We start from the raw sequence: 19,361 nt of genomic DNA, 5'->3' as shown, positions 1-19,361 counted from the left end.
GGTAGGCGCTGTGGAGGCGGCCGTTGCCTGGCGGACCGCCCGCGGCGGCCGAGGGCCGGCCCTGCTGCTGGTGGCCAAGGGAGCGGCGATCGAACCGCAGTACGGCGACCGGGGACTGCTCTACAGCGCGATCGAGGCGGGTGCGATGGCAGAGCTCGTCATGGAAGCGACCCGTTCGAGCTGGCTGCTGCGGCAGGACCACGACCCAGGTGGGCTGGCGTCGCTGGTATTGGAAGGACCTGACTGCCGACTGCTGGGGGTCCTCGAACCAGGGACGTCCTCCGAAGAAGCCGACGGCACCCTTTCCGGCTCGCTCCCGACTGGCGTCACCGTGTTGGTCCATGTCAAGCCGAATGACCTCCGGCCGGACGTCGCCGGTGCCTTGTCGGCCGGATGGTGGCGTTGGGAGGAAGGCCACTGGGTCGGTCTCGACGGACCCGAGCCCGCACCCGACCTGTCGAACCCTGACAACTGGTCCATTTACCAGAGCGCTTCGGCCTCCGTGTTCGTCGTCGACCACACTGCGGGGTGCTGCCCCGTATGGGCTGCGGGGCTCCCGGTGGGCATGCTGATACAGCGCCTGGCGGAGACCGGCGCGCGCTACGGGCTCGGCGGTTGCTCAATCGGTGACCTCGACCCGACGAGTGACCGGATCGTACGGGCCGCCGCCGGGGGCGGAACGGTACTGCACGCCTTCTTCGCCGGGCCAGTGGCCGACACACAGCGCGCCGATACGCGGGTCAGTGAGGCCGTCCCGTTCCGGCAGGTGCTGTCCCAGAGGGCGCGAGCAGCACTGGAACGCGACCTCCCGTCCTACATGGTGCCTGAGCACTATGTGGTGTTGAGTCGCCTGCCTTTGTCGCACAACGGGAAGCTCGATCGTAGCCGCCTGCCGGCACCGGCGGTTGCGGAGGGAAAGTCGCGGACTGCGGTCGGCGACCGGCGATTCGATGCCACTGAGCAAATCCTCGCGGACCTGTGGGCCGAGTTGCTGGGAGTCACGCCCGGGCCCGACGACGACTTCTTCGCCCTTGGTGGCCACTCGTTGACTGCGACGCTCCTGCTCAACCGCGTCCGAGAGGTCTTCGGGGTCGACCTGCGGCTGCGCGGCATATTCCTCAACCCCGACGTGCTCGCGCAGGCCAGGCTCATCGAGACCTTGCGCGCCGACGTGTCAGACATTGATACGGATGCGGCGCTGCGGCGACGGTACGCCTCACGATCTCCGGCTTCCTCCGGGCAGCAGCGGTTGTGGTTCGCCGAGCAGCTCGTCCCATCCGAGCGGCGCGGCTCCGTCTACGCCATGCCCTCGGCCGTCCGGATCGACGGCGAGATGCGCTGGCCGGAACTGCGGCGGGCCGTGGAACGGATCGTGAACAGGCACGAGGTGCTGCGTACGACCTTCCAGGCCGCCGACGGGCGGATCTGGCAGGTCGTGCATGAGCGGATGCCCGTTGAGCTGGAGGTCGAAGATTGCCCGGGCGCATCGGAGGCCGACCGGGCGGCATACGCCGATCGACGCTTGCGAGAGTTGGCCGGGTGCCGGTTCGATCTGGAGCACGGCCCGATGTTCCGCTTCCATGCGCTGCGCCTGGCCGAGGACCGGCACCTACTGTTCACCGCGCTGCACCACATCGTCTCTGACGGCTGGTCGGTGGGGGTGTTCGCCGCCGAGCTGGACATCGCCTACCGGGCCGAACTCGAACACCGCGAGCCCGAGCTACCCGAGCTCGCGGTGCAGTACGCGGACTACGCCGCCTGGCAGCTGGAGCGCGGCACCCGGGAGAACGTGACCAGACGGCTCGCCTTCTGGCGTCGGGCCATGGCCGAGGCACCGACGATGTCAGTGCCACCGGTGGACCTGCCCCGGCCCGCTCGGCAGGACTTCACCGGATCCAGCGTCAGCCGGATGCTGTCGTCCGAAGTGGCCCGCGGTATCGAGGAGCATTGCCGGGGTCTCGGAGTGACACCCTTCGCCTTCTACTTGGCGACCTACACCGCCTGGCTCTCCCATGTCACCGGCCAGGACGAAGTGGTGGTGGGCACCCCCGTCGACATGCGGAACCATCCTTACCTGGAACGGCTCATCGGTTTCTTCGCCAACATGCTGGCCCTCCGTGTCCGCCCTGCGGCGGGCGGCACGTTCGCCGATCACGTACAGGCCGTACGAGACCAGGTTCTGGTCGCCCACGAGCATCGGGAAGTGCCGTTCGAGAACGTGGTCGACGGTCTCGGTATCGACCGTGACACCTCCCGGCATCCGCTCTTTCAGACCACGTTCGTCTACGAGAACGCCGACCGGATCTCCACGCTGCCCGCCGCGATCCCCGTACCGCTCGAGTCGACCGCGGCCCGTTACGAAGTCAGCGTGCTCCTCCGGCCGCGGGACGGACGGTGGGAGCTCACCATCGAGTACGCGACCGGCCTCTTCCTGCCCGAGACCGCGGAACGCTGGCTCAACGAGATCTTGAATCTACTCGACGCTGTGGCCGCCGACCCACAGATGCCCCTCAGTGAAACGGCCACCGTGCTCGACCGCGCGGACGACTCCGACACCGGAGGTCTCAGGGGTCCACGCCGCCCGATTCCGGAAATCACCGTTTCCGAACGCTTCGAGGAGATGGTGCGTCTCCATCCCGACGAGTGCGCGATCAGCACCCCAGGGGCCACGGTCGGGTATCGGGAACTGAACAGCCGGGCCAACCGGATCGCACGGCTCCTGCTCGCCGACGGTGCGGGACGCGGTCGCGTGGTGGCCGTCTGCATGCGTCGATCGGTGGACCTGTTCGCCACATATCTGGCGGTGCTCAAGATCGGAAGCTGCTACTCGGCGATCGACGGCGGCAACCCCTCGTCCCGCATCGCCGCGCTGCTGGACGATCTGGCGCCCGACCTTGTCGTCACCGACAGGGCCAACGCCGACAAGATCGGCCACCGAGGCTGCCGCCTGGTGCTGGACGAGCGGACGACGGCCGACCTCGATGACGGTGACCTTTCCGTCGAGGTCGGACCCGATGACCTGGCCTACATCGTCTATACCTCGGGCTCCACCGGCGAACCCAAAGGGGTGCGGATCCGGCACAGAGGAGTGGTCAACCTGGCCCTCTCCCAGCACGACCACTTCGGGGTGGGACCCGGCCGGAACGTGCTGTCGCTGGCCTCGTGCGGCCACGACGGATCGGTCTGGGAATGGAGCACCGCGCTGCTCAACGGGGCGGCACTCACCGTGGTGGCAGACGCCGCCGCAGAGGTCGTGAACCGGCTCCATCATCCGGACCGGCATCCTCCCGTTCACGTGGCCGCGCTCACCCCCACCGTTCTGGCCGCCCTGCCGCAGCACGCCCTTCCCGACGTCGAGGTGCTACTGGCCGCGGGGGAGAGCTGCCCGCAGAGTCTGATCGACGACTGGAGTGGCCGGGCGCGGATGTTCAACGTGTACGGGCCTTGCGAGGCGACCGTCACGACCACGGTGTTCCCGGTTGACGTCCACCATGTCGCCGACACCATCGGGCTGCCTGTCCGAAACACCGAGGTGTGGTTGCTGGACGAACGTCTTCGACCGGTTCCCCCCGGTACCGCCGGGGAGATCTGTGTCGGCGGAGTCGGACTGGCCGAGGGCTACCACCGTCTGGACGAGGCCACGACCGTCTCGTTCGTCGAGGCCGTGGTCGGAGGCCGCCCTACGCGGCTGTATCGCACGGGCGACCGCGGGCGCCGGTCGGCCGACGGCCTTCTGGAGTTCCTCGGTCGGCTCGACGACCAGGTGAAGATCCGCGGCATCCGGGTCGAACCTGGCGAAGTGCGTGCCCGACTACTCGAACTGCCCGGTGTCGACCAAGCGGCGGTGATCTTCGACACCGAGGCAGGGGAGGCCCGGTTGCTGGGCTATCTGGTCGCCGAGCGGCCACTCGACACGGGCGGGTTGCGCGATCGGCTGAGGCGGACGCTGCCGGACGCGATGGTGCCCGCCTGGCTCTGCCAGGTCGACGAGCTGCCCCGCACACTGAGCGGCAAGGTGGACGCGGCGCGGTTGCCGCGCCCCCAGACGGTTCTGGACAGGAACAGACCCGCCCAAGAACCCAACCCGACCGAGCGCAGGCTGCGAACTCTGATGGAGACCGTTCTGGAAGGTCGGCAGCTCGGGCTCGACGACGACTTCTTCCGCAACGGCGGGCATTCGCTGAAGGCCGTCCAACTCGTCACCGCCGCGTACGAGGAGTTCGGGATCGAGTTGGAAGTCCGAGACGTGTTCGACCAACCCACGGTGGCGCGGCTGGCGCGACTGATCGACGACAGGGGACGACGTTGATGACCAGCACTCCCACCGGCGCGCGACGTTTGCCGATGTCGCGGTTCCAGCGGCAGATGTGGTTGGCCGAGCGGATTGCACCGGCGCCGGGCACCTATAACGTTCCGGTGGTTCTGGAGCTACGCGGAGCGCCGCAGGTCCCCGCGCTGGCCGTCGCCGTACGGACACTATTGGAACGGCACGCGGTGCTGCGTTGGCGGTTCCTCGAGGACGACGGCGAACCCTACGCCGAGGACTGCGGCAACCCGGTGGTGGCCGTTGTAGAGCTCGACTGGCAAGACCTGCCCGAGCAGGACCAGGAGACGCGGCTCGCGGAGTTTCTTCGGAGACCGTTCGAACTCGACCAAGGACCGCTCGTCAGAGCGGCGCTGGCACAGGTCGAACCGGACCGCTACTGGCTCGCGCTGTGCGTGCACCATCTCCTGGTGGACGGGTGGTCGGTCGGCATCCTACTGCGTGAGTTGGCCTCCTCCTACAGTGCGGCCGTCCTGGGAAAGAACGCCGAACTGCCCGCTCCGGGCATTGCGTTCGAGCAGGACGTCGAGCGTGAGCCTTCCGACCTGACCCGGCAGCTGGAATTCTGGAAGAAGGGCCTGGCGGATGCCCCCCACCGGCTCACCCTGCCGTTCGAACGAGAACGAACCACCTGGCCGGGCGAGGCCCGTCGACACGACTTCAACCTATCCCCACAGCTGAGCGGGCGGCTGCGCACGTTCGGCGAGGAGCATCGCTCCAGTCTCGCCATGACGCTGATGACGGCGTACCTGGCGGTCCTGGCCCGCTTCGGCGACACCACCGACATTCTTGGAACGGTTCCAGTGGTGAATCGGCTGCGGCCCGGTCTCGGCGATACCGTCGGCCTGCTCACCAACACGCTTCCGGTGCGACTGACCCTCAAGCCCGGGATGGGCTTCGCCGACGCGCTGGCCCAGGTTCGCAACGGCCTCCTGAACAGTATGAGCAACGCCGACGTGCCGTTTCAGCAGATCGTCGATGCGGTCGCGACCGAGCGCGAGGCGAACGTGCCCGCGCTCTCCCAGGTGCTCTTCACCTGGGGGGAAAGTGGGCAGCCGCTCGGCCTACACGGCCTCGAAACGATGTTGAGGCCGTCCCCCGAGATCGCGGTCAGATTCGATCAGATGCTGTTCGCCGGCGAGCGAGACGGCCGTATCGAGTTCCGGCTGGAATACCCCGTCGAGCTCTATGACGACGACTCGGTGGTCGAACTGGCCGAAAGTTATGTCGCGTGCCTGACGGCGATGGCCGACGATTGCGAGCAGGCGGTCGAGTCCGCGCCGTTGCTCTCTACCGGACAGCGTAGCCGGATGGCCGGCTGGTTCCGGTCACGACCGGACTATCTGCAGGTGCGCACCGTTCACCAACTGATCGAACTGCGCGCCGCGACGACTCCGAGAGTCGTCGCGCTACGTCACGGTGGACAGACCTGGGACTACGCCTGGCTAAACGCCACGGCCAACCAGCTCGCCCGGAGGTTGCAGGCCGCCGGGGCGGGGCATGGTGACGTAGTCGCCCTCTGCATGAGGCGTTCGATCGAACGGGTCGTGGCCTGGCTGGCGGTCGTCAAGGCAGGTGCCGCCTACGTGTCGATCGACACGGACGCCCCGGTATCAGACCGGAGGCACACGCTTGCCGACGCAGGAGCCTCTCTGCTGCTGGCACACGCTGCCGTGGCAGTGGGCTTCGGCTCCGATGACCGGCTTCTGGTCTGGGAGCAGATCGAGCCGGAACTGCCGGGACTGGATGAGACCGACTTCGATTCTGGCGTGGATCCGGACGACCTGGCATGCGTGATCTACACCTCCGGCACTACAGGAGATCCCAAGGGGGTCCGTCTGCCGCACCGTGGCATCGTCAACCTTGCGTTGAATCATCGGGACTCCCTGGGGATCGGACCCGGCAGTGTCGTTCTCCAGTTCTCCGCCGCCACGTGTGACGCCTCGGTGTGGGAGTGGACGACCGCGCTCGCCAACGGTGCCGAACTACGGCTCCCGCGAACACACGACACCTGCGGCTCGACGGACGTGGGCATTGCGGCACTGCATGAACCCGGCGTGACCGTGGTCGGTCTGCCGCCCAGCGTCGCCGAGACCCTTCCGGTAGCCGCCCTTCCCGACGTCAGAACGCTCTTGCTGTGGGGCGAGCCGTGCCCATCCGGCCTGCGCGCCACCTTGGCGGCGCGTGTACCGGTGGTGACCGACAACTACGGGCTCGGAGAGGTGACGGTCCTGACCACCAGCTTCGTCCACCGGGCCGGGCTCCCGGCCCGAACGGTGGGGTCCGCGCTGTCCAACCTGCAGATCCACATCCTGGACGACGCGGGACAGCCCCTGCCTCCCGGCATGATCGGCGAGATCTGCGTCGCCGGCGCAGGGCTGGCGCTCGGCTACCTGAACCGACCGGAGCTGGACGCCGAGCGGTTCACGACCCTTCCGCTCGGCCCGGGCGGCAAGTCGGTGCGGATTCATCGGACCGGAGACATGGGTCGTTGCCTGCCCGACGGCAACCTGGTCTTCGAGGGTCGCCGCGACGACCAGATCAAGCTGCGTGGTCGGCGGGTGGATTTCGACGTGATCGTCCGGACGCTCCGTACCCACCGGAAGGTGCTGCGCGCCGCGGCGGTCGTCTCCACTGAGGGACGGAATGCCCCGTACCTCATCGCGTATGTCGTACCCGAAGACGAGACCGACCTTGTCGCGGACGAGGCACGCGCGAGGTTACGGCTAGATGTGAGAGACCACCTGGCCGAGCGGCTCAGTGCTCACCTGGTTCCCGAGGTCTACGTACTTTTGGACGAGCTGCCTCTGAACCGGAGGAGTTCGAAGCTCCAGCCGCGTGACCTTCCGCCGCCCGAAGCGGACGACTTCCTGCGCCGGGACCCGTCGAGTCTGCGCACCGCTACCCAGCGGAGGCTGGCCGCGATCTGGACCGACCTTTTGGGGGTGGAGACGGTCGGGCCGGACGACGGGTTCTTCCTCCTACGTGGCAACTCGCTGCGAGCGGTCAAGCTCGGTCACGCGATCACCGGACACTTCGGTGTCGAGGTGCCGGTGCGGCGGATATTCGAGCGGAGCACGCTGCGCGAGGTCGCCGAAAGCGTCGACGAGGCGTTGGCCGCCAAGAACGTCGTGGACCCTGAGGGCCGACGGCAACCGGCGGAACCCATCCCACCCGCAGCGAACCGGTCGGAGTGGCCATTGTCGTTCGCGCAGGGACGGATGTGGTTCCTCGACCGGCTGACCGAGGGCAACCCGGCCTACCATGTTCCGCTGGTCCTCAGACTGACCGGACGTGTGTCGACCGTAGAACTCGGTCGGTACCTGTCCGCTCTGTCGAAACGCCACGAGGTGTTGCGGACCGCCTATGTCGAGGGGATTCGCGGACCCGTGCAGCGGATCCTCGAGGCGACGCCCGTCAACGTCGAGATCAGCGATCTGCGCGAACTGGACCACCCGAGTGGTGAGCGCGAGTGGCGCCGTCTGGCGGCCGGCGACCTGGCCCGGCCGTTCGCCCTGACGGCCGGGGGGAATCTGCGGGCCAGGCACGTGCTGTTGGACGACGAGCACAGCGTCCTCTTGGTCTGCCTTCACCACATCGCAGTGGACGGCTGGTCCGCTGAACTTCTGCTGTCGGAGCTCGCCGCCCTGTCCCGTGGCGAGACGCTCTCGCCGGTGCCGCTGCGCTATGTCGACTACGCCAGCTGGCAGCGAGAGATCGGAGCCGATCGGATCGATGAGCAACTGGCGTTCTGGAAGGCCCAACTCGCCGGTGCTCCCGAGCGGCTGGAGCTGCCGACCGATCACCCTCGGCCGCCTGTACAGGATTACAGCGGCGTCACCACGTTCCGTCCGTTGGCCGAAGACCTGCGCTCGGCCCTGCGGCAGCTGGCCGCCGACTGCGGTGTCACGGAGTTCGTGCTGTACCTGACGGCCTTCCAAGTGTGGCTGGGCCGGATGGCGGCCAGTGACGACGTCGTGGTGGGCACGCCGGTCGCGGGACGACACTATCTGGGAACCGATCGGCTGGTCGGCCTGCTGGCCAACACCCTCGTTTTGCGACTGCGCTACGACGAGACCGAGCGTTTCACCGACCTTGTCGCCAGAGTTCGGGAGACGGTCGTCACCGCCCAGGACAACCAGGATCTGCCGTTCGAGCTTCTGGTCGACCATCTGGACGTGGCCCGGGATCTCAGCCGTACTCCGGTTTTCCAAACGATGTTCACCCTCGCCGACGATCTTCCCGGGCGGCTCGACCTCGGCGGTGTCACCGCCGAGCTGCTGACGCTCGACGCAGACACCGCCAAGTTCGACCTGTCGTTGCACGTCCAGACCGGCGGCGTTGGAGGGCCGTTCCTGCGCGCCGACCATGCCACCTCGGTCCTTACCTCGGCCACGGTCGAGGAGTGGCTGGAGGGGTTCGAGACATGCCTGCGGTCCGTCGTCTCCTGTCCCGACGGCCCGGTGCGCGACCTCCGCATGGTGTCCGTGAAGACCCGCGAATCCCTGCGGGGCATCGGTTCCGGACCCGTCCGCGACTATGGGCCCGAGCTGACGGCCGACCTGGTCGCCGAGTGGGTCCGACGTGTCCCCGACTGCACCGCTGTCGAGGACGCACAGGGCCGGCTGAGCTACCGCGAGTTGTCGGAGCTTGCAGACCGAGTGGCCATCGGCCTCCGGCGGCAAGGCGTGACCCCTGGCGAACCGGTCGTCGTGGCGTTGCCCCGCGACCGCAGGCTTCCGGCAGCGCTGATCGGGATCCTGCGGGCCGGAGCCTTCTTCGTACCCGTGGACGCTGAACACCCGGCCAAGCGGATCGCGTACGTCATTGACGACTGCGGGGCCCGCGTGGCTCTGGGCGATCCAGGCTTCTCCGTGCTGCCCTGCGTGACCTGGGAAACCATTACCGCAACGGGTGGACCGCCCGAATCCGTGGAGATCGGCCCCGCCACGGTCGCGTACACCATCTACACTTCGGGGTCCACCGGCCGCCCCAAAGGCGTGGTGATCTCTCATGGGAGCCTGGTCAACTGCCTGCGGGGGATGGCCGAAGTCCTCGGTCTCGGCGCGGCCTGCCGCCTTCTGGCGATCACCACCATCGCGTTCGACATCTCGGTGCTGGAGCTGCTTCTCCCGCTCAGCGTCGGGGGAACCGTTGTCGTGGCAGACGAGCCGGCCCAGCGAGACCCGCACTCGCTCCTAAAGTGGCTGGATCGGCACGACATCAACGTCCTCCAAGCCACCCCGGCCACATGGCAGACACTGATGGACACCGGGTGGAGCGGCCCTCGGGGCTTCACCGCGGTCGTCGGTGGCGAGGCCTTGCCGCAGACCCTCGCGGACCGGCTCGGCGAGGAGACGGACGCCGCATGGAACGTCTACGGCCCTACCGAGGCCACCATCTGGAGTACCGCTGCTCGGTTGACCCGCCATGAACGCGTGCACCTCGGCTGTCCGCTACCCAACACGCAGGCGTACGTTCTGGATGATTCCGGCAGGTCGGTGCCGAAAGGCGTGGTGGGAGAACTGCATCTGGCGGGAGCCGGGCTCTCCGCTGGCTACCTCGGACGCCCTGACCTGGACGCGGCGGCGTTCGGGACCGACCCTGAAACCGGTACTCGCTTCTATCGGACCGGTGACCTGGTCAGAGTGCGCGCCGACGGGACCCTGGAGTTCCTCGGCCGCCGCGACGCGCAGGTCAAGATCCGGGGGTTCCGGATCGAACCCGGTGAGGTCGAGGTGACGCTGTCCGCAGTCGCCGGTGTCGAGCGGGCTGTCGTGACCACACTCGGTTCGGGGGAGCATGCCCGGTTGGTCGCGTTCATTCAGAAGGGCGATCCGGCGGGCGATTCGGCCGGGGATGATGGTCGCGACGACCGCCTGGCCCACGACGCCGGCCGCCATGCCGACGAGCATCTGCCCGAGTACCTGCGACCGACCCAATACGTGGTGCTGTCGGAGTTGCCGCTCACACCTAATCGGAAGGTGGACGTCACCGCGCTTCGCGCCCTCGCCGCCGATCGGGTGACCTCCGACCGTCCCGACGATCCCATCATGATGACCTCGGTCGAGTACGCGCTGCGGGGGTTGTGGCGGGCTGTTCTCGGCGGGCCCGCGCCGGGTCTGCGAGACGACTTCTTCGCCTCCGGGGGCAGCTCCGTGCTCGCCGTCCGGCTGGCCGGGGACATCGAGCGAGAGTTCGACCTGGACATCCGGGTGGCCGACATCTTCCAATGCCGCACCGTCGAACGGCTGGCGGAGTTGGTGAGCCGGGCCGGAGGCGGCCCGACGCTCCCGACGTTCATCGAGTTCGGCGCCGGAGCCGTGTCACCGCCGAGCATAGATGGGCCGGCCCTCTGCATGATCCACCCGGCTGGCGGCATGGCGTACTGCTACCAGCCCCTGGTGGACCTGCTTCCGGACCTGCGCTGCGTGGGGGTGAACAACCCGTCCTTCGATGACCTGGAGCATCGGTTCGGATCGCTACGGGAGACAGCAGAGGAGTACGCCCGGCTCATCAAGGGGCATCTGCCCGAAGGCCCGTATCGTCTGCTGGGCTGGTCATTCGGCGGCACGCTGGCCTACGAGATCGGACAGGTCCTCAGGGAATCGGGGGAGAGCGTCGCGGGTGTCGTGATCCTCGACGCCCACAACATGGGCCCGCGGGCCGAGGCGCTCTCTGCCTTCGACGTCGGTGACCTACTGGAACGCCGTCGGCGAACCGGTGAGCATTTCGACCGCTTCATGGAGAACGATATCCGGGAGAGTGACCGATTGCTGCGGGCGAGCACCGCGACGAGGGCGGACATCGACGTCCTGCTCTTCAAACCCATCGACCGGGGCGAGGTCGACCCGGTGCTGTTCGACGACGAGTACAACGGCTGGCAGGGCCTTCCCGCCGGGCTGTCCCTGCGGCGGCTCCCGGGCGACCATGGCAGCCTCCTACGGCCGCCGTCGGTCGAACTGATCGCCGCGGACGTTACCGACTTCTTCGGAGTGGCGAGATGATCCCGGCTCGACTCGAGAGCACTGTGTTCGGAATCTATGGCACGCATGCCCTGCGCTTGGCCGACCGGCACGGTGTATTCACCCACCTGTCGCGCCACGGCCCGGCGACCGCGTCGGCCATCGCCGCCGACCTCGGGCTCGACGCCGAGACCCTGGAGCGGTTGATGCTGCTGCTGAAAGTGCTCGGCCTACTGGAAGAGGCGGGAGGCGGCCGATACGGCCTCCCTGCCGCGGTGACGGCCTTCCTCGTCCCGGACGCCGATCGCTATCTGGGCGGATTCGTCGACCATTTGGTGACCGACGCGTCTCGCCAGCTGGAGCTGCTGGACGAGTACCTGCGTCGCGGCAAGGAGGTGGTGGACGCGGGGATGCCGGATGCGTTCACCCGTATCTACCGGGACGGGCCGTCGACCGAGCGGTTCATGGCCGCCATGTGGCAGTTGAGCCACCACGCGTCCGGACGCCTGGCCGACCTCGCCGACCTGGGCTCGGTGACGCGGCTCATCGACGTCGGCGGGGCCTGCGGCCCGTTCGCCATCGCCGCACTGCGCCGCAATCCGACGCTGCGGGCCACCGTTTTCGACCTGCCAGAGGTCGAGCCGTTCTTGAAGGCCAGACGACGTGAGTACGGACTAGAGGGACGCCTGGCCTTCAGAGCGGGGGACTTCTTCCGGGACCCGCTGCCCCAAGGTGACTGCGTCGCCTTCGGTTACATCCTCTCGGACTGGACCGACGCCGCCTGTCGTGAGCTGGTGCGTTCGGCCTTCGAGGCGTGCGTACCGGGCGGCCGGATCCTGGTGATGGAGCGCCTGTTCGCCGACGACCGCAGCGGCCCCATCGGTGCTGCGGTAATGAACCTTTCGATGCATGTGGAGACGCAGGGACGCCACCGATCGGCTCGGGAGTACATCGAGCTGCTCGAATCGGCGGGATTCGCCGAATGCGAAGTGCGTCGCACCGATGGGGACAAACACCTCGTCATGGCACGTCGGCCCGCCTAGGAGCGGCCAATTCCCGAGCTTCTCAAACCGCCTGCTTCCTGCGGAGGTGACCCATTGTCGCTGCGCCTACCCGAAAGATGCGAGCATATTATCAGAATTCAGTGCGAAAGAGGCCGCGCGGCGCTCACACCCCAACGGCTCGATGAACTGTCCCGCTTCTACGACGAGGCCGCGGCGGCGGTCTGCGATGGAGCGGAAAGCGATACCGAAGCAGAGCTGCTCGAACTGCTGACCCGCCCGTTCAGCCGAGGATCGCCGATTCCAAGGTACTACCGGTATACCAATTTGCACGTCTACAACTGGTTCTTGGCCCGATACCCGGACGACCCGATCACCGGCGCCGCAGAGGCCTTGGCCGTCACGCTCTGCGATCTGCTCGAGGTGGAAAGGCGACCGCCGGACGGCGCGATCGACCCGGCTGTCTCGATGGAACGGCGGCGAAGACTACGGGCTCTTCTGGACCGGGTGTACGAGCTGACCCTCGATCCGGCGGGCGATCTCGCGCTACTGGCGGTCTTACGACGACGGCGGTTCGACCCACGGAGGCGCTGGAACCGATTCGTGCTGGCCCGGTGTACAGACTTCCCGGAGTCCGACAAACACGATGAACATCTCTTCCTCAGGTCCGTGCACGCCTGCGAGATGATCTTCTTTCTGGTCCGTTCGTTCGTGCTGAGGTCCGCCGAAGTCCGCGCAAGCGACGTACAGGAGGCACGGGTCAGGCTTCGGCAGGCCACGCTCGCGGCCACGCTGCTGAACGAGGTATTCGGCGTGCTGTGGACCATGTCGCCCGAGCGTTTCATGGGTTTCCGTGACGAGACAGGTGACGCCAGCGCCGTGCAGTCCATGAACTATCACGCCATGGAGATCGTGCTGTACGGCCTCGACCCGGAGAAGCAACTGATCTTCGAGCAGTTCGACCACCTTTCTGGGCTGCGCGGAATCCTCGCCGAGGAGTGGGAGAGGCTGGGCGGACGGGTCCGGTCCGGGGATGACCAAGAAATCGAGCATAATTTTAACGAGCTGCTGCAGGTGCTGCGTCAATGGCGCGGACGTCATTATGGTTTTGCAATCAGATATCTGACGGCCGAACGCACCGGATCAGGAGGCACAGAGGGTGCGAACTACCTCAAGAAGTTCATAGAAAAGGCGAGCCCGTCGGAGCGCAGTGAGTTGCAGGGCGTCAGAGCATTCCTCAACTGCTGAGCATTGTGAAAGCGAAGTATGTGAAAAGGGCGAATCGATGCCATTTGTGGACGCTCCGAGCCTGCGTTCGCTCAGGACTGGACGCGGGGCCCGCACACGCGTTGTCTGCTTTCCCCACGCCGGTGGCGCGGCGCGCTTCTTCGCGCCCTGGCAGCGAAGGGTGCCCCACGGCGTGGAACTGCTGGCGGTGCAGTACCCCGGCAGGGAGGACCGCCTTGCCGATCCGCTGGTCGGCGATGCGGTGCTGCTCGCCGACGGGCTTGTCGATGAGATCGGGTCTCTGCCGATCGTCCCTACCGTGTTCTTTGGCCACAGTATGGGAGCGGTGGTTGCCTACGAGACCGCCCGACGACTCCGTCCCGGCAATGGTCGACCGGCTTTGCTCGCGGTCTCGGCGCTACCCGCCCCGCACATTCAGCGCGCAGGCGGAATCCACCTGTGCGACGACGAGGGGCTCGTGGCGGAACTGGCCAAGGTCGGAGGGAGCGCCGCAGCCTTGGCGGATCAGGATTTGCGCGACCACATCCTGCCGATCGTGCGCAACGACTATCGCCTCCTCGAGACCTATCGACACGCGCACGACCATCCTTGTGATCTCCCCATCGTCGTGTACAGCGCCGATCAGGACACCGAAGCAACCACCGAGGAGCTCGCGGGGTGGCGGGAGGTGACCTCGGCGGAGTGCGTTTTCCGGCGCTTTTCCGGCGATCACTTCTATCTGCTGCCACATGCATCCGAAATACTCGCCGATCTTCTGGAGCGGGCTGAGGCCCTGCGCTGAGACAGAGAATGAGGAGACCATGTCGTCCAAGCCCTATCCATTGGTGTGTCTGCCCTTCGCGGGGAGTGGGGCCGGTTTCTATCGCTCTTGGGCAGAAATACCGACGAACGGAATCACCGTGCTCCCGATGCAGTTGCCGGGACGTGAGGAACTGTTCCTGGACGATCCCTTCACAGACGTGATCGAAGCCGCTGCGTATCTGGCCACCCGCATCGCCGACCTCACCGCAGAAATGCCGAGCTTCGGGCTCTTCGGCCACAGCCTCGGTGCCGTGCTCTGCTACGAGATCGCTCGTGAACTCGAGCGGGCCGGCCACCGGGGTTTGGCGCACCTCTATGTCAGCGGTTCACCCGGCCCGTGTAACGGGCGTGACATCAGAGCGACCGGGCTCGACGACGCCGGTTTCCTAGAGCGCGTGCAGGAGTTCGCGGGTTACAGGCATGAGGCCTTCGATGATCCGGGCCTGAGGGAGCTGCTCCTGCCCGTGCTCCGGGCGGACGTGGCAATGCACGAGAACTACAAGCCGGCCCCCGAAGCGCACCTCCGTGTGCCCGTAACCTCGCTGCGCGGTGAAGAGGACGCCCTGGTCACCAGGGAGCACGCACTGCAGTGGCGCGACGTCACCGAGGCGGACTTCACATATCTGGAATTGTCGGGCGGCCACATGTATCTGGTCGACTCACCCGAAGTGCTGTTGCGGACCATCGCGGGAAGCTGATCGGAACAGGGACGGTGAGCCATGGGCATGTCCCTGGAGGGCAAGACCGTTGTGATCACGGGAGCGGCACGTGGGCTGGGCCGGGAATGCGCCGTCCGGTTCGCGCGCGAGGGCGCCGACCTGGTGCTCACCGATATCGCCGCCGATCTGGCCGGAGTGCGCTATCCACTCGGCAGTCGCAGCCAATTGGACCACTCGGCACGGTTGTGCGAGCAACTCGGCAGCGCCGTGATCGCAGCCACCGTGGACGTGCGGGATGCGGGATGCGTGGCCGCCGCGGTCGAAGAGGCGCTTGGACGCTTTCACACCATCGACGTGCTTATCAACAATGCTGGAATCGCCGCGCCGTCCGGCGTCGCCATCCATGAGATGAGCGAGTCTGAATGGTCGCTGATACTGGACGTGAATCTCTCCGGCGCCTGGCGAATGGTCAAGGCCGTCGCCCCTGTCATGGTCGAGCAGGCGTGCGGCAGCATCATCAACGTTTCGTCGACCGCCGGAGTGGTCGGCTACCGGTATTTCGGTGGCTACGTTGCTGCCAAACATGGCCTTATCGGTCTGACCAAGGCGGCGGCGCTCGACTACGCGCCGTACCGGGTACGGGTGAACGCGCTGTGTCCCGGCTCCGTGCGCGACGACCCGCTCGTCGAAGGCCGGATGCTTTCGGAGATCGCCCGTTCGCTCGAGCTGTCGGCAGATCAACACGAGGAGGTCTTCATACGCGATCAGCCGATGAACACGCTCATCGAGGCCTCCGACATCGCGGGCGCCGCGGTCTGGCTTGCCGGAGACGACTCCCGTCAGGTGACCGGGACGGTGCTCACCGTCGACGGAGGATTCACCAGCAGATGAAGTCACGGGACAGCTCCGGCACCGGCAGGAAAGCGACCATGACCCCAGGTACCGAAGAACCACCGTGCACGGTCGGCCGAGTCCGGCTCTCCGCAGCGCGGGAGAGACCCCTGTTGCCTTTCCGCCGCAGATTGGAAGCGCAGGGACGCGCCTGCCACAGCTTGCTCACACGGCTGTCCGGCCCGGTCAATGCCCCCGTTATCAGCCGGCGGCTGGACGAGGTGGCTCAGCGGTGGCCGGCGTTGAGACGACCGCGGCTCTGGGAGACCGCCGTGCCGACTCCGCGTGAAGCCCAGGTGGCACATGAGCGGACGCTACGAGAGGTGCTGCGACCAGTCCGAAACGATCAGCCGCTGCGTACTGTCTTGCTGCGGTACGCCGACGGCAACGCCGACCTTGTACTCGTCGCCGTTCGACGACGTGTCCCGCGCGCCTCGCTGGACGGGGTGGCGACAATGCTGCTTTCCGATTCGGAGGCGGCGGAGGAGACACCTCTGTTGCCCGAGACCTCAGTCGAATCGGCTGCCCGGTGGGCCTCCATCGACTGGGGCCTTGGTGACTCGAACTGCGGTGGCGTCGTCAGCGCCCTTGATCTGTCCTGCCGTGGGGCGAACACAAAAATGCTTTTGGGCGCCGTCGCCCTCACTATGGCCAGATACTCCGGGAAGGGAACGATCGAGGTCGGGCAACTCGATCTGCTTCGCGAACAGCAGGAGACCACCCTGACCGTCCGGGAGATCGACGAGGACCAGAGTGTCGAGGATTACCTCGCACTGCTCGACACCGTTACCGGTTCTGAGGCGGAATACGAACTGCCCGGAGTCGGCGTACTTATCTCAGAGGCAAGCGATGACCGCACATACGTGCCCTGCCTGACTCCTCCGTTCCCGCTCACGGTCCACGGCGCGGAGCGATCGGACGGCGGATTCGGTGGGTCGTGCTGGTTCGACGAAGGCATGGTCTCAGCGCGGGTCGCGGAGACGTTCTGTGACTCGGTCGAGCGGCTGGTGTCACGATTCGTGGAGGGCTCAGGCGAGGCGGCCTTGTCGACGATTCCAGTCATGGGGCCGAAAGAGACGCGGGAGGTCCTGCATCTGGGAGGCCGCGGCCACGACCTAGGTGCCCAAGAGCGGATCGACGTACGTTTCGAGGACATCGCGCATCGCTTCTCAGACGCCGTAGCGCTCCTGGACGGACGCGGCGAGATCACCTATCGGCAGCTCAACGAGCGCGCCGATCGGGTCGCCACGGGTCTGCGCGCCCTTGGCGTCGCCCCCGGAAGCAGGATCGGGATTTGCCTGGACCGCGACGCCTCCCTGATCGTCGCTTTTCTGGGCGTCCTCAAGGCAGGATGCGCCTACGTGCCGATGGACAACCGGTATCCGGAGGACCGTCTGAGGTACATCACGGGAGACGCGCGCATCCCCCTCGTCATCGGTGACGACGAACACTTCCCGGCTGTCGCGAACGTTCGGATCGTGGGCGTCGACGAACTGAGCGCGCGCGGTGCACCCGGCAACGACCCGGTACACCCGCGATCCGGAACCGGTGACGATCCCGCCTATGTGATCTACACGTCCGGCTCGACAGGCCGTCCCAAAGGAGTGGTCATCCCCCACCGGAATCTGATCGCCCTAATGGAAGCCACCACCGTGGACTTCGCGCTGGGACCCCACGACGTATGGTCCTTCTTCCATTCGAGCGCATTCGACTTCTCGGTGTGGGAGATCTGGGGATGTCTCCTCACCGGCGGCAGACTGGTCGTCGTCCCTTACTGGACGGCGCGGGACACCGACGAGTTCCACAAGCTTCTCGTCGAGCAACGAGTCACCGTGCTCAACCAGACCCCGTCGGCCTTCTCTCAGCTCATCCGCGCAGACCGGTCGGAGCGGGCCGAACTGTCGGTGCGACTCTTGGTACTGGGAGGCGAACCCCTCGATGTGCGGACACTCAGCCCCTGGTTCGCCCGGCACTCTCACACCTCGTGTCGCGTGGTGAACATGTTCGGCATCACTGAGACGACCATCCATGTGACCGCACAGACGATCACTCCGTCGGACCTCGTGGCAGGCTCTCGCTCGGTCGGTCGTGCTCTGCCCGGCTGGTCGCTGTCAGTACGGGATGAGAGGGGGCGCGTGCTTCCGCCAGGAGCGGCAGGAGAAATCTACGTAGGCGGCGCGGGCGTCGCCCACGGCTACTTGAATCACCCCGAACTGACCACGCAGAGATTCGTCACCGACCCCGAGACCGGTGCACGTCTCTACCGCAGCGGGGACAAGGGCAGACTCCGACCTGACGGACGCCTCGATCACCTCGGGCGCCTCGACGACCAGGTCAAGATCCGCGGACATCGCATCGAACTGGACGAAATCCGATCGGTGCTGGCTTCCGACCCCACCGTAAGCACCGCGGTCGTCGTCGCCTCCGAGCCCTCTCCCGGTGACCCTGCGAGCGGTCGGCTCGACGCGTACGTCGTGCTCACGCAGCAGACCGATACCTGGCGAATACTCGACAATGCCCGCCGCATCCTCCCCGATTACATGATCCCTTCCACGCTCACAGAGATCTCTGCGGTACCACTCACAGCCAACGGGAAGCCGGACCTCTCCCAACTCCCCGCCCCGGCTACCGCGGGAACGGTAGGAAGTCTGGAACAGTGCGCGTCCGGCCCCGCCTCGGCGGACGCTGCGCATCCTGAGGATCTCGCCGAGAAGGTCTTGGGCATCTGGAGCCACCACCTGAAGACCGAAGTGTCCATGGAGGACAACTTCTTCGAAATGGGTGGCAATTCTCTGCTCGTAGTCCGGGCCCTCACCTCGATGCAGGAGGCCGGGCTGCCCAAGATCACGCCTCGCGACTTCTACTCCAACTCGACAGCCGACCAGTTCATCAAGCTTGTCGACGAGCTACGGGATCGGCGGAGGTAAGGTTGCGTTTCTCAATTTCTGTGCGTGGTTCTGAGATCAACTCGCCAATTCCGGAGCCGAGGGCTTTCCTTCTTGTATTAGTTCGATCGCAGAACCGTGCCTCTCTACCTGGAGTGCCCGGGCGGCATGGGGAAGCAATTCTTGATACGTGATCACTTCGATGTGCATGAGGTGGCTATCGTAACTGCGAAATGCTGAAGAGACCACCTCGGGTGAATAGTCTTCGCCTATGAATTTCGGAGGACCGGCGACGATGGTGGCGAAGGTCCGGCGACAATCGATCTCCGCAATCGGCAAGAACGGTGGCTCTTTTCTCGTCCTATAGCCTCAAACCCTTCGTGGCCCGGGTGGACTTCTGCCCCCGCTGAAGGGTGAACTCGGTGCCGTTCGAGGAGAAGACGCGAGCACCGGCATGCGGTAAGTCCACCAACGGCCTTCCTTGCCGATGACTCTGGCCGCCACGAGTGGGTCCATCCATGAAATCTATAGCTGCATCGATGTTCTGCTGAATCGCGTCTATGTTAGTCATTCCATGTGTCTCTATT

8 protein-coding genes are annotated in these 19,361 nt (G+C 66.3%); all 8 read left to right on the top strand.

The genetic code is table 11. The annotated features are described in order from the left end of the window. Positions 1 to 145 precede the first annotated feature (145 nt). The 8 genes from AGRA3207_RS40465 (at position 146) to AGRA3207_RS13575 (ending at position 18,816) form a co-directional block, all read left to right on the top strand. The gene (locus AGRA3207_RS40465) at positions 146 to 4,309 is read left to right on the top strand and encodes an amino acid adenylation domain-containing protein (RefSeq protein WP_476692283.1); all 4,164 of its coding nucleotides are present in this window, start codon (positions 146 to 148) and stop codon (positions 4,307 to 4,309) included. Beyond that, positions 4,309 to 11,331, top strand: a complete 7,023-nt coding sequence (locus AGRA3207_RS13605; protein ID WP_231334987.1) for a non-ribosomal peptide synthetase — start codon at positions 4,309 to 4,311, stop codon at positions 11,329 to 11,331. The genes AGRA3207_RS40465 and AGRA3207_RS13605 overlap by 1 nt, the downstream gene beginning before the upstream one ends. A 23-nt stretch (positions 11,332 to 11,354) precedes the next feature. Beyond that, positions 11,355 to 12,332 (top strand): methyltransferase, encoded by a 978-nt coding sequence (locus AGRA3207_RS13600; protein WP_231334986.1) that lies wholly within the window; start codon positions 11,355 to 11,357, stop codon positions 12,330 to 12,332. A gap of 54 nt (positions 12,333 to 12,386) precedes the next feature. Continuing rightward, positions 12,387 to 13,538 (top strand): tryptophan 2,3-dioxygenase family protein, encoded by a 1,152-nt coding sequence (locus tag AGRA3207_RS13595; protein ID WP_231334985.1) that lies wholly within the window; start codon positions 12,387 to 12,389, stop codon positions 13,536 to 13,538. Positions 13,539 to 13,575: 37 nt separating this feature from the next. Next, entirely contained in the window at positions 13,576 to 14,319 is a 744-nt protein-coding gene (locus AGRA3207_RS13590) for a thioesterase II family protein (RefSeq protein ID WP_231334984.1), read from the top strand. Next, entirely contained in the window at positions 14,267 to 15,037 is a 771-nt protein-coding gene (locus tag AGRA3207_RS13585; RefSeq protein ID WP_338028274.1) for a thioesterase II family protein, read from the top strand. The genes AGRA3207_RS13590 and AGRA3207_RS13585 overlap by 53 nt, the downstream gene beginning before the upstream one ends. Before the next feature lie 21 nt (positions 15,038 to 15,058). Continuing rightward, the gene (locus AGRA3207_RS13580) at positions 15,059 to 15,889 is read left to right on the top strand and encodes an SDR family oxidoreductase (RefSeq protein WP_231334982.1); all 831 of its coding nucleotides are present in this window, start codon (positions 15,059 to 15,061) and stop codon (positions 15,887 to 15,889) included. 365 nt (positions 15,890 to 16,254) lie between these two features. Beyond that, positions 16,255 to 18,816, top strand: coding sequence for a non-ribosomal peptide synthetase (locus AGRA3207_RS13575; protein ID WP_231334981.1), 2,562 nt, complete (start codon positions 16,255 to 16,257; stop codon positions 18,814 to 18,816). Positions 18,817 to 19,361: the final 545 nt, after the last annotated feature.

The sequence above is a fragment of the Actinomadura graeca genome (assembly GCF_019175365.1).
GTDB lineage: Bacteria > Actinomycetota > Actinomycetes > Streptosporangiales > Streptosporangiaceae > Spirillospora > Spirillospora graeca.
This window is presented reverse-complemented; position numbering and strand designations above follow the sequence as displayed.